General features: G+C 53.8%; 10 protein-coding genes. 6 read left to right on the top strand and 4 right to left on the bottom strand.

The annotated features are described in order from the left end of the window. Window positions 1-43: 43 nt before the first annotated feature. Window positions 44-2,167, bottom strand: a complete 2,124-nt coding sequence (gene topA, locus PG5_RS00395) for a type I DNA topoisomerase (RefSeq protein WP_020795116.1) — start codon at window positions 2,165-2,167, stop codon at window positions 44-46. 80 nt (window positions 2,168-2,247) lie between these two features. Next, window positions 2,248-2,469 carry a hypothetical protein gene (locus tag PG5_RS34055; protein ID WP_155943677.1) on the bottom strand — a complete coding sequence of 74 codons (222 nt, stop codon included), beginning with the start codon at window positions 2,467-2,469 and terminating at the stop codon, window positions 2,248-2,250. 513 nt (window positions 2,470-2,982) lie between these two features. Here PG5_RS34055 and PG5_RS35185 point away from each other — a divergent pair. After that, window positions 2,983-3,471 carry a PD-(D/E)XK nuclease family protein gene (locus PG5_RS35185; protein ID WP_155943676.1) on the top strand — a complete coding sequence of 163 codons (489 nt, stop codon included), beginning with the start codon at window positions 2,983-2,985 and terminating at the stop codon, window positions 3,469-3,471. Window positions 3,472-3,531: 60 nt separating this feature from the next. Here the strand turns inward: PG5_RS35185 and PG5_RS00390 are convergent, their stop codons facing one another. Then, window positions 3,532-4,611 carry a hypothetical protein gene (locus PG5_RS00390; RefSeq protein ID WP_155943675.1) on the bottom strand — a complete coding sequence of 360 codons (1,080 nt, stop codon included), beginning with the start codon at window positions 4,609-4,611 and terminating at the stop codon, window positions 3,532-3,534. A gap of 273 nt (window positions 4,612-4,884) precedes the next feature. Here PG5_RS00390 and PG5_RS00385 point away from each other — a divergent pair, with 273 nt between their 5' ends. Continuing rightward, the gene (locus PG5_RS00385; protein ID WP_042955054.1) at window positions 4,885-5,259 is read left to right on the top strand and encodes a hypothetical protein; all 375 of its coding nucleotides are present in this window, start codon (window positions 4,885-4,887) and stop codon (window positions 5,257-5,259) included. Window positions 5,260-5,307: 48 nt separating this feature from the next. On the opposite strand, the gene PG5_RS00380 is transcribed toward PG5_RS00385, so the two are convergent. Continuing rightward, complete coding sequence (locus PG5_RS00380; RefSeq protein WP_020795112.1) at window positions 5,308-5,841, bottom strand: hypothetical protein; 534 nt, start codon at window positions 5,839-5,841, stop codon at window positions 5,308-5,310. A 138-nt stretch (window positions 5,842-5,979) separates the two neighbouring features. Between PG5_RS00380 and mobH the strand changes: the two genes are divergently transcribed. The 4 genes from mobH to PG5_RS00360 are packed head-to-tail and all read left to right on the top strand — an operon-like array spanning window position 5,980 to window position 12,548. Continuing rightward, window positions 5,980-9,579: a MobH family relaxase gene (gene mobH, locus PG5_RS32865; protein WP_020795111.1), complete on the top strand. Its 3,600-nt coding sequence runs from the start codon at window positions 5,980-5,982 to the stop codon at window positions 9,577-9,579. A 5-nt stretch (window positions 9,580-9,584) separates the two neighbouring features. Further along, window positions 9,585-11,456: a conjugative transfer system coupling protein TraD gene (gene traD / locus PG5_RS00370; protein ID WP_042955053.1), complete on the top strand. Its 1,872-nt coding sequence runs from the start codon at window positions 9,585-9,587 to the stop codon at window positions 11,454-11,456. A gap of 32 nt (window positions 11,457-11,488) precedes the next feature. Continuing rightward, window positions 11,489-11,893, top strand: coding sequence for a hypothetical protein (locus PG5_RS00365; protein ID WP_042955052.1), 405 nt, complete (start codon window positions 11,489-11,491; stop codon window positions 11,891-11,893). A 1-nt stretch (window position 11,894) separates the two neighbouring features. Continuing rightward, the gene (locus tag PG5_RS00360; protein ID WP_020795108.1) at window positions 11,895-12,548 is read left to right on the top strand and encodes a DUF4400 domain-containing protein; all 654 of its coding nucleotides are present in this window, start codon (window positions 11,895-11,897) and stop codon (window positions 12,546-12,548) included. The last annotated feature ends 78 nt before the right edge of the window (window positions 12,549-12,626 follow it).

Below are 12,626 nucleotides of genomic sequence, written 5' to 3'. Positions count from 1 at the left end.
AATGAAGAGAACTTCCGAATTGGCCCCCCTCGCAGGGACCAACTCAGGTCGTCTGTGGTGTTGACATTAAGGGCTTTCCACCATCATCCGGCGCCGTTCCCTTGCAAGAAGGGTAGCCAAGGCACCCCCAAAACGAGCCCTTAGGACCTGGGCGTAACGACATTTTCTTCTTCTTGCACTTAGGGCAATTCACTTCAGATATGACGCGCTCCGGCTTAGGCGTGCCGTTATCAGCTGTCGCGTCCTTAGTTCGAATGCTTGAAAGGTCGGGTTCAGGAGGCTTTCCTCGCACCTTGGTGTCATTGCATGACGCTGTGCACGCTGGATACTTCGTGCATCCCCAAAAGGCTCCGGAACTGGTCGTCCGGCGGCGGAGAACTCCAGAGCTGCAGATCGGGCAACTGACCTGGTCACCGAACATCTCGGATTTATGATCTGCCATTGCTGCAGAGATGCTCGGGTCACCTTTGATCTTTTCGACTTCGCTCGTGAGTACCTGGTGTTGGTAACCCACGACGGCCAAATACGATGCTTTGCCGGTGGCTATTTGGTCCAGAGCGCCCTCGATCATCTTTGTGAAATCGTAGCTAACGAAGCTGAACCGGCCTTTCAAAATGGTGATCACCCCAATGCCGAGGGGGGTAGCGAAGAGTTTTCGGCCTTCCTTGCGGATGTACTCGCGTTTGTAAAGCGTGGCCACAATCGACGCGAAGGTAGAGGGTCTACCAATCCCCATGGACTCAAGCAGCTTTGTGAGTGATGCATCCGTCAGCCGGGGCGGAGGCTTTGTGGCGGTTGTGAGGGCATGAACCTCATTGCACTGGAGTCGGGCTTGTTCCTGAAGCTCTGGGAGCGCCTTGTCGGAATCGTCAGCATTGGCCTCGTCCTTGTCGTCTGCTGCGTCGTCGGGGGTTAGCGCCATCCACCCCGAACTCAATAGGACTCGACCTTTTGCCAGGAACTGCAGGTTGTGATCCTTCACTTTTACGGCCGAGAGGAGCAGAACCTTGGTCGCATGATACCGGGCCGGAACCATCTGGCTGGCCACTGCGCGGAGCCAGATCAGCTTGTAAAGCTTCATCTCGTCGCTGTCAGGTGCAAAGTCGGACGGTGGAATGCCGATGGCTGTCGGTCGAATGGCTTCATGGGCTTCCTGAGCGTCAGCCTTGGACGCCCAAGTGTTACGGGTCTCAGGCACAGCATGTCCCTGTCCAGTGAGCCACGCACGAATTTCCTGAGCGGACTCCTCAGCAAGGTTGGGACTATCCGTTCGGTGATACGTGATCAGGCCTGCTTCGAAGAGCGCCTGGGCCTTCTTCATGGTGTGATCTACGTCCATGCCAAGCTTCACACTTGCAGCCTGCTGCAGCGTAGAGGTCGTAAAGGGGGCCGGTGCCTTTCTGTCTTCCTCCCGACTATCAACCTTGTAAACCATGAATGCTGGCTGGCCTTTAATGGCGTCGGCGAGGCTTTGTAGATAGGGGGCGTGTGTAAACAGGTCGGTTTGCTCAACCCCCATGGCTGCTTGTAACGGCTGGTGTTGCCATTCAGCAGTCCAAACCGCTTGTCTGCCTGGCCAGGGAAAACTCACTTTCAGTTTGTAGTGATCAACTGAGACGAAACTGGCGATAGCCTGTTCTCGTTCTACCAGGAGCAAGAGGGCTGCAGACTGCACGCGGCCAGCGGATAGGTTGACGCCGGCCCCTGATATCTCGGTCAAAAGCGGAGAGACTGTGTATCCCACGATGCGATCAAGAACTCTGCGAGCCTCCTGGGCTGCCACCAGCATCATGTCGATGTCGCCGGCCCTGGAAATCGCTTCAGTCAGCGCTTTCTTGGTGATTTCGTTGAACTTAATTCTTCGGTATTTTTTTGGCTTGAGTACCTCCCTCAAATGCCAGGCAATGGCTTCACCTTCCCGATCAAGGTCGGTGGCGAGGTACACCATATTTGCCTGCTGGATTGACTTCTTGAGGTTGGCGACGACCTTCTTTTTGTCCTCACTAATCTCGTAGTCAGGTACGAAATTAGGGGCCTCCACACCCATCCTCCTGAGGGGGAGGTCTCGGAAGTGCCCTACGCTAGCGGACACTTTGTAGGAGTCCCCTAGAAATTTCTGGATTTTTTTAATTTTGTTGGGTGATTCAACTATTACGAGATCAAACACAATGCTCAGCCCTGGGAAAACTTAGAGCAACATTGCCTTCTGACTTGGAAAGGAGGGGGGCAATTTGCCCCCTATTGGCGTTACTTACGCAGGCGTGCAACTTCTTCTGCGGTGCCGGCATTGAGCACAGCCCGGAGATGAAACCGTTCGTGCTCAGTTTCACCTTGACTGGCCATTGCTTTCATCTCTTGCGATGCCGTATCGGACAGGTTGAGTGCAACCATCAATTCACACTGGCCGAGTTTTGATAGTTCGGTTGCTGATACTGACCTTGGGTGGCGGCCGTTACGTTTACCGCTCATACATCACCTCATGGATTGTCGTTTTCGCACTTATAGCCTCTCACGTTTTAGCCAACTGCAACTATTGGCTGACTCAGGGTGCGCGTCTTCGACCAGCGATCAGGGCGACTCGCGCCGGAGCAGTAACCCTTTGCGGCCCGATACCTGTGACGCTGAGGTTTCGGAATGTCTTCGTCTTCTAGCATTTGGATGTGCGTTCAGATTGATTGTTCTGTGCACCTGGAAAAACTCTACCTATCCGCTGCGTTGGGCGGGGCGTGCAGCTGCGCGATGCATTGGATTTCGAGATTCCTCCACGGGTGTTTGCGGGTCGCTCCTTGAGGTCGTGGCCTGTAACGCTGCCCAAAGCGGCAGTGGAGTGAATGAAGTACTCGTAAAGCTCGATACGTACGCCTCAAGGTCCGTGGAGTCTCCGACAAGCATGGCTAATGTAGGCCCAAATCCAGACACTGAAGGGGGTTGCACTTTCCGAGAAGAAGGTACTGTAGTGGTGTGAAAAAAAAAGGTGAGTAGATGAATCGTGCAATTGGAGCCTGGAGTGAGAACCTCCCAGATGCACTGAGAGGGGGACGCGTAGTCCTTTCTGAGCGCGACTTGGCAACTGAAATTCCTGTCCCGCTACATGGCCGGGGTGACCAGGTTTTCTTGGCCAATGGCTGGCTTGTGCCCGTAGATACCAAACGAAGAAAAAGCGAATCGGTCTACATGAAGGACGTGATTCAGTTGAGCGTCTACGCGTTCATCCTAGCTCGCCAGTCGCAATCGCTGTTTGGGCGAAACTTACCAGTGTCTGGGACAGGGTTCATACGAATTTCGAATTCAATGCGCACCGTATACAAGCCCGTGACCCTACTATCCAGTGCGCAAGTGATTTCGCTCTGGAACAGGTATTGGATGCTGCGAGGGGAGGGGTTGCGTGCTGCGCCCCGGCACCCACACGAACGGGCCTGTGTATCCTGCCCGAAAAGATCGAACTGCCCGGTTGGTCAGAGGATTCGATAAGAAAGGGTAAAAAATGGGGGTGGCAGAAGGTTCTTCTGGCGCCCCCTGTGTCTCTGCGCATCAACTGGCCAAGCCGAGTACCTGCTGGCTTTTATCACTGTCAGGCGTATCAGCGGAGTCCTCCTGCCGATGCTTCGAAACCTCGGTGGAGATCGACATGAATCGCTCGTATTCGTCGATCGGAATCTGCACTGAAATGGTTCCATTGCTTGCATCAATAGTCGCGGACTCGCGCATCAACTTCGAAAGCCCGGTCATTGTCGACGTCATATTTGTAATCAGCTTCTTACCGATTCGTTTTGTCGGAGCTGAAATGTGGCGACTGGTTAGGCGAATCTCTGGCTCTGGCTTCGCTGCGGGCGACGTCTGATCAACGGCCTGGTCTGGCGTGGTCAGAGGATCATCCCCGGCAAGGGCTGCCTTGGCCAAAAGTTCAGCGTGCTCCTTCTTGCGCGACTCATAGGCATCGAGAATGATTCGTTCGCTCCCAGTGCCATATTTCCGCCATAGATCAAGAGCGAGAAATGGTTTGATGACGCCCTTTTCAAGGAGTACCTGGATCGAGTCTGGCAACAGGAGCAGGCGTAACGTTTCACGCACGTGCGTATCGGTCATGCCGATATGAGAGGCGATCTGCTCATCCGGCCAATTGAAGTCGCGCAATCGCTGGTAGCCATGCGCTCGCTGGATAATGCTGAGCTTGAGCTGCTCATTTGAGGTCAAAATTCTCACGCAGGCGAGCTGATCGTTCCCCTTGAGTTCAATGACTGGCAATCGCTTGATGGGGGCGCCACGCGAGGCGGCCAATCGAGCTGCTCGGAGCCGGCAATGTCCATCCCGTACATAGCAATGTCCGTCGACGACTTGGACTTCGATCGGTTGAAACTGTTCGCTTCGGGCCCAGGCGAGCGCCAAACGCTCGATGTGCTTCACGGTATCCGGCCGGTCATAGTCACGAAGGTTGAAACCCTCTTGTTCTTCGATGAGATCAAGGGCCAACCACGTGAGATTGGTCTCCCCGACGTTGCCGGAATTTCCTGACGCGACAGCTACCTCACAGAACGTGCTCAGGTCATTGGCTGGGACTTGGTTGTGGGCAATACCCTCATTGTTTTCGTCGTACTGATTTTGATCCGTCATCGTCGTAATTCGCTTGTGTAGGTGTGAAGCGGCGGAAGGCACTCAGCCGATACCGCCGGCCCGAACACGAGAGCGATGTTTCAACGAGTCCCGGTCATGCGTTCTATTGCGGCGGGTGTTCATCGAAGTGCTTCTTCGGTTCTTGCTGGCCACCTTACCGCTGATTGCAGCTTTGCATATTGGGCATCCGACCCACCAACGGTTGCGAATAGGGCCTGTGCCGGGCTTGATTTTTGGTACGGTCCCTGAATCACAACTGGTGGGGGGACGTTCATGGGCAGTGCAGGGCCAACCGCGCAAATTGCAAAACGACTTCGTAAACGGGTCTCCCTGAGATCGTTGATCTCTGCTCATGAGGCAGTCACCAGCAGCCAAGAAAATCACGGGCAGAACGAAGAAATGGACAAGGCAGACGTTACAAGAAGTATGAACAATGTTGGATTGGATCTGCAGCTCAGATCGAACCGCTTGCATGCTCTTCCAAACGCAATGAAGGAGGGATCGAAGGGGACGTATCTTAGGGGAGTGCGGGTTCAATACCTCGTTACCGTTGAGATCGTGTTTGGGGCGCTGATTGGTGTGATTCTGGGGATGGCCACCTATGACACCCGGGCCTATTGGTGGGTGATTCATTTGCTTCTAGGCTAGAAATTGCCCGGTGTGACCGGGCTTATGCCCTGATGGTGGTTTCTCGTCCTATTTGTAGGAAAGACACTTCCCACGAAGAGTTGCGGGGACACCTTGAGGGCCGCCCAGGGCAACAATTTCCCATTCGCGCTCGGTCATTTCCATGCCAGCGCCACGACACAGCTTTCGATATGCTCGTTCGTACTCTTCCTTGGTGGCATTGAGCCCACTGGAACGGGGCGCGGGAGGTTGAACAGCTGGTGTGAATGTCAGGGCCTGGTCAATAGCCTTGTTCATTCCGTGATTTAGTGCGGTGACCACTACGCTGTTTCCAGCACCCTGTCCGGAACGCAGTTCAGCGTAATTACCTTGGGTGGTCATTACCGCATCATCGCTGCCCATCACGTGTTCGTACGCTGGCTTGCGAAGAGCAGCGCCGCCGCGGCCATCATGCCCCCAGCTGCTGTAAAACTCGTGCGCAACCCTTACGGGCACGTACACCGTGGCGTCTTCAGCGATTTGGTCATAGGGGTGTTTGTGGGTGCTGGTGCAAGCCGTAAGAAACACAGCCGCCGCGATAGAGATTGCCTTTGTCCGGACCATATTGCCCTCCCGTAGTGTGTGAGAGGGATCATATGGACGTGCAAACTGCTGGTGTGTTGAGTCCGACCCGCGAAGTGGTATCGATTCAGGCACCGCCTTTCCGACATCTAGACAGAATGCGTGCATCAGGAGGACTGCATGCAATTACTTAGAATATTAAAGGGGCTTGTTACACGCACCCCCATTGACGCTGGGCGTGAAGGCAAGCGCAGTCTTACCATCAACCAAATTCAAGAGCTGGAGCTTGAAGATCCCGAGTTGCAGAAGTATTTGATGCGCGGCGACGAGGCTTCGCTCAAGTACCCACCTTTTCTGGTAGGTCTGCCAGCAAGGGTCCCGGGAAAATTCCTTCTGAATGCACACGCCGCAAAGGTGCGCTCTATTGCCAGCGGTATTGGACTCCCTCCCAGGGAGTTCAATCGTTTGATCCTGCCGGTTCTTGATTCCTTCGCTAGCTTTGCGCACATGCTGCCAGCATCACAGGCGCATCATCACCGCGGGGCTGGTGGTCTCCTTGCGCATTCCCTTGAGGTTGCGGTGCATGCTCTGAATGCGTGTCAGGTGACCAGCTTTGACCATGATCGGTTTCCGGCTGATCGCATCAAAAGACGAGATCGTTGGAACGCAGCCGCAGTCCTTGCAGCGCTTATGCATGACGTAGGCAAGCCTCTTTACGACTTGAGGGTGACCGATGCATCGGCTGAGAAGGTCTGGCAGCCGGTCGCCAACTCGATCCCTGAGTGGGCACAAGAGAATGGGGTTGAGCGCTATTTCTTTCATTGGAATCCAAATCGGCATGATGTCCATAAGCATCTGTCGACAACAATGATCGATAGGCTTCTGCCAAAAGAACTGCGGCTATGGCTCATGGAAGCGGGGCAGGACCTCTATTTCGCAATGGTTAATGCGATCGCCTGTGATGACGAGAAAAGCATTTTAACGGGGCTGGTCATTAAGGCAGACTCGACCTCGGTAGAGGCTGACCTCAGGAAGTGGGGAGGTGATGCTTCTGGCCAATCCGCTTTGGGAATTGGCGTGCCCGTTTCGTCGCTCGTGGTCGATACGATGCGGCATCTCAAAAGTATCGGCGTTTGGCAGGTCAATGAGGTTGGACACCGAGTCTGGATCATCGGTGATGGCGTCTATATTGCCTGGGTTCAGGGCGTAAAGGACATTACGGAGGAGCTGAACGAAAAGGGCGTCAAGGCGGTACCGCGTAGCGCGGATGCGCTGGGTGAGGTGCTACTTGACCACCATATCCTCGAACGATCGCCAGATGGATCGATTTATTGGTCGGTTTTCCCTGATCTGCTCAGTGAGGGGCGTCCAAAGCCGATTAAATTGAAGTGTGTCAGGTTGGCAGCATCCAACCTCCTTTTCCCCTTCGAGCCGGTACCACAATCCATTGCGGGTGTGGTGGGTGAGGGCGGCCACGAAACCAGATTTGCAGCGAATTCCAATAATGGGGCGGTTACGTTACCCGGAGGGGCAGTGGTTCCACAAACTACTGATCCACTGGCGGGTTTCCCAGCTCCAGTAGCGAATACTCCGACGACTATGGAGCCGATGTTTTCCCTCGGCGACGCTACCATTGATGCCTTTGCTCCAAAACCTGCTGCGGAAATTTTCAGCACGTCCACTTTAAGTGTCCCTGATTTTTCAGGTCCCGCTGGTGGGACCGACCCCTTTGGAAATATCGCGCCGACACAGGCTGGCTCGAGGCCAACGGAAAGGGCGCCGAAAACGGTCAGCGCACCATCGGCTATGCCTGGCGATCAATCCGCTCAGTCGCCTCGGACAAAAGCACCAAAGGCCACTCTCGAAAAGGTGGCGCCGGGTTCGTTATCCGCCCCCGAAATCAAGATCGTGGGCGCTCCTTCCTACGCAGCGACAACAGAGCAAGGAATTGTTGTAAGTGGCAAGCAGCAAGTCGCGCTCGAGGGCATTAAAATTGGTGGGCGTGATGCGCCATCGCCGAAGACAACGGCTGCTGGAAAACCGAACAAGGGTGGAGGCCCTCACAAAGGTGGCGCGGACAAACGGCAGAGCGGTGACACGAAAGAAGTTCAGTTGCCCCAAAAAGGCGGGCCTGCTTTTTCACTGCCGGAGCTCGCTGATGATGCGCGCCTGTTCCCTAGGCCGGCTGCAGATGAATTTCCGTCGTCAAAAACGCCGGCTAAGCCAGCACCAGCGCGGCCAGCGTCAGGGGGTGTTCACGATGGAAATGGAGGGCAGCCTTGTGATCCAGCGGAGCGTGATGCTGAGTATGCCTACAACTATGCGGACATTGACGATGATGTCCTTGAGCTCGCAGGTATGGCGATTCCTAATCGGTCGCTGAGGGCCGCAGAGGCCGAGCAATACAAAATGCCAGCAACGACCATTCGACCTGGTCCGGTGGTGAGCGAGGAGGATGACCAAGCTGAACCGTCTCGCCCTCGCGTAACTCCGGAACCGGCGTTGGCCAATCCACAGACTAAGGCAAGTCGACAGGGTGGGGAGGTCAAAATGATCATTCCGCCGGAACTGGCGGGGATGGACGAGTTTGGCTTTGGCGACTTGCCGACGGATATTTCGCTGGAGTTCATTGGTGATCTGCCGACAGGTTCCCCGATATCAGTGAGCCTTCCCAAAGGCATGGAGCGCGTTTTTAATTCTTCAGGTCTCGATGTAGCGGACCTCGAGGCAGGCCCGATCTCAACTGAGCAAATGTCGCATTCGGTGGTGGGGGATTCAACGCATCTCGACTCCCCAAGGTACGAGTTTGACCTCCCGGTGATGAGCTCGAGTGTGATGCTGCCGAGTATCGATTTCGATTTCGACTTAGAGCCGCCACCCGACCAATTCCCGCCCGCCCAGTCGATGCCTGATTGGGTCGAGGAGCCTTTTCAGGACGTAAATCTGGAGGCTCAGGTTTGGCTTGAGGCTTCTGCGCCAGCGCCAGCGCCAGCACCGTATCCAGTTTCTGCTCCAACTCCCGCTAGGAAGGAAGCGCCGAAGGCTGATTTTGGAAGACCGGAACACCGTGGCGTTGCGCCGGGCATCAGTGTTTCGAAGAGTAGTAGTGCGCCATACCCAGACATCAAGGTTGGGCAACCGAGGAAGCCGCGGGAGCCCCTACCGAGCTCTCCTGTCGAATGTCTCCCGCTGCCAAAAGAATCTTCCGCGATTGATGTGAGTTTTAATGGATATGAGTGTTCATCGAAGGACGCGGTCGAGTACGAAGAGTTTCTTGCTCTGACACCGGATCTGTCCAAGTCCTTGAGGTGGTACGCATCGAACATTGACAAGACCGTTTCCATGGTGAGCTACAAGCCAAACTTCGAGTTCACCAGCGAGGGTTTTGTTATCGATGATCTGCCGAAGCTGCAGAAGGCGATGTGGCTTTGGGACGATTTTACCGGAACCATGACCCGTAGAGCGCCCAAGAGCGTCATGCTGAATTGTTACCTGGGGGCTATCTTTGAATACCTCACAAAAGGGAAGTACAGACATTCGTTAGCTGTCGCAAAGGATCAAGTTGAGGCGGAGAACTTTCGACGTATCGCTACAGCTGCACTTGCGCTCTGCAAGGAGTCGGAACTGAACGGAAAGCGGGTTGTGAGCATTCAGCCAAGAAAGCTGAGTGATATTTCCAATGCCCTGCAGGTTGATGAACCGACCCTGAAGAGGGCGCTAATTGCGACTCATCAATACCTCTTAGTCAGGAACAATCACGTCATCGAAATTGTGGACTGATAGCGATGAGTGAGTGGGCGTATGAGATGCCATGGAGGCCCAATTTTGAGGCCTTCGAGGCGAGTGGTTGGGTGCTGGGCATGGCGGCTACTAGTGCTGTGCACTTGCTCACCGACCTGCCGCCTCAACCATTCTATTTGTCATTAATTGTGATGGGTGGATTCGCGCTGCGCCGCATCCCCGCGGCCGTACACCTGTATCGGGTAAAGCAAGGGCTTAAGGCAAAGCCGGCTGTACTGATGGGGCAGGATGAACTAATTGAGCAGATGCTGAGAAAAAGGGGAAAGCTGTTCTTGGGAACAGGGTTCAAATGGACTCAGACCGAGGGGCAGCAGGTATTTGAGTTGCTCAAGCGCGACATCACTAAGCTGATGCCGAAGATACCTGATGGGTTCATGGGCTCTCCCTGGATTCATGGCATCTCTATGCAGCCGGATCGGCCAATCGAGATGCAGGAAGACCTGACGTCGCTCCATACCCTGATCGTAGGGACGACAGGCTCGGGGAAGACCCGTGAATTTGACATTTTGATCAGCCAGGCCGTCCTCCGTGGTGAGGCTGTAATCATACTTGACCCCAAGGGCGATAAAGAGCTTGCTGAGAATGCCAGGCGTGCCTGCGAGCTTTCTGGGCGTCCCGAACGGTTCAAATATTTCCACCCGGCCTTTCCAGAAAAGAGCGTCCGGATCTCGCCAACCAAGAACTTTGGTCGAGCAACCGAAGTTGCATCGCGCATTGCAGCGCTGATGAAGTCCGAGGGTGGCGATCCATTCCAGGCCTTCGCACAGATGGCTCTGAACAACGTAATCCAGGCGTTGCTGTTGTGCGGCATGCTGCCGACCCTCGTTGAGTTGCGTCGTACGCTCGAGGGGGGCTTGGCGCCCTTGGTAATCCGTTCGATCAAAGCATATGGAGAAAAAGTCCATCCGCATTTTGAAGCGCTCGCTCGTGCTGCCCTAAGTAAAGCCCAAACAGATGAAATGAAGGCGAAGGCCTTGCTGGGGCTTTATCGAACCGAGATTGTGCCGCTGGCGCCAAGCTCGGATCTGGAGGGTCTGCTCTCGATGTTTGAGCATGACAAGGCTCACTTCGGCAAAATGATCGCATCGCTGTTGCCAGTTCTGAACATGCTTACAGCGGGGCATATGGGCCCGATCCTATCGCCGAACATGGATGATCCAGATGATGAGCGTGAGATCACTGACTCCGGCAAGATTATCCAAGGGGCCGATGTGCTCTACATGGGGCTGGATTCGCTTTCCGATAGCATGGTTGGTTCGTCCATCGGCTCGATCTTCTTGGCCGACCTGGCGGCAGTAGCGGGTCAGCGCTACAACTTTGAAGATCCGGAGGAACTAAAGCGCCGGCCAGTAAACATCTTTGTTGACGAAGCAGCTGAAACGGTAAACGACCAACTTGTTCAACTGCTCAACAAAGGCCGTGGCGCTGGTATGCGGCTGTATGTTGCAACGCAAACAATTGCGGACTTTGAGGCTCGAATGGGCTCGCCTGCGAAGGCGCTTCAAGTATTGGGTAACTGTAACCATGTAATTGCTCTGCGCGTTACCGATCAGGAAACTCAGAAGTATATTGCGGAGATGATTCCGCCGACTTACTACAAATACGTCATGCGGACTCAGGGCAATACCACCAAAGATGATCCACATATGCACTCACTTAACGTAGGTGAGCGACTAATGGATGAAGAAGGCGAGTTATTCCCTGCTCAGCTGTTGGGACAACTACCTAACTTAGAGTTCCTGGCTATTCTGGCTGGCGGTAGAGTTGAGAAAGGTAAAATTCCAGTTCTAACCCGTCCTAAAAATTATGAAAAAGCAGTTGAGCGTGCGAAACTGCTAGTTAAAGAGGCTGCATAATCGTGCGATCCCGTTTTGAAGCAGTTACGCGTATGTTGCCAAAAGATGATAAGGCGAGAATGGTTCTGAACATTCTTGAGGCTGACTGGCCAACTGCAGTGGAGATCGTTCCTGCTGCTCTGGAGTTAGCTGGACTAGAATCGACAACACCCCAATGTGTGGAATTGCTCAAAAATTGCTTATCTTCTTACCAGTCCTACCTGGGGAAAAATGATCGAGCGCGTCTGGTATCGTTTCTTGAGCCTTTTCTGTCAGGCGTTACTGCATTGTTACTTCAAGATCCTACGCCTGAAGACTCAGTGTTGGAAATAAAAGGTTTGCTCAATGGCGTGGTAAAAAATAATGGCAGCGCTGGGGCACGGACCAAAATCGAAGAGATTCTAATGCCAGAAGGTTCTTCTATCGGTCGTGTGTGGCGGGACATTAAGGAATACTAGCATGGCTGACGTCGAAGAAAAGATGCCCCAAGGTCTCTGGGCGACTTTGGTGTTTATCTGTATCGAAATTCTTCTGATCGTGTGTATTGTCCCGAACGAGTTTATCGATATGGCGATTCTCAAGGAGCAAGACTGGGGCGAGGTGCTCATGGGAAAAAAACAGCATGATGCGCTGATTAATAAAACAAATATACTTTATAGTAAATTAAATCTAGAAACGGGTCTAAATCAAACAGTTCAAAGCTTTTTTGTGCCGACTGCTGAAGAGCGAGAGAAATCAAAGGCATGGGAAGGTCTTGGTCGGGTGTGGTTCTCCTTCATTGGAAATCGCGGCGAAGCGTTGACAAAAGTGATGTATCACATTTACTACCGTCTGTTGCTCTTGCTGATGTGGCTGCCATATATGGCTGTAATCCTCGTCCCGTCAGTACTGGGGGGCTATATGAGCTGGAACATCAAAAGATACACGTTCCGCCATACCTCGCCCTTCCTCAATACGTACAGTTCCAAAATCATCGCCTTCATCATTGCTAGCCTCTGCGTTAGCTTCATCGCCCCGGTGCCAATCCCGCCGATGATTATTCCGGTAGTGATTATCACGCTGCTTCCCATCGCCTGCAGCCTGTTGATTGGTAACCTGCCAAAGCGTCTCTGACTCACCAAATAAAGGAAAGCCCCGATTTCTGGGGCTTCTTCTTTTGACCCTTTTTGCGGGTCGGATTCAGTCCAAAAC

Origin of the sequence: Pseudomonas sp. G5(2012), from assembly GCF_000408945.1 — a bacterium.
Lineage (GTDB): Bacteria > Pseudomonadota > Gammaproteobacteria > Pseudomonadales > Pseudomonadaceae > Aquipseudomonas > Aquipseudomonas umsongensis.
The sequence above is the reverse complement of the archived record's forward strand: the minus strand, read 5'-3'. Positions and strand labels throughout refer to the sequence as shown.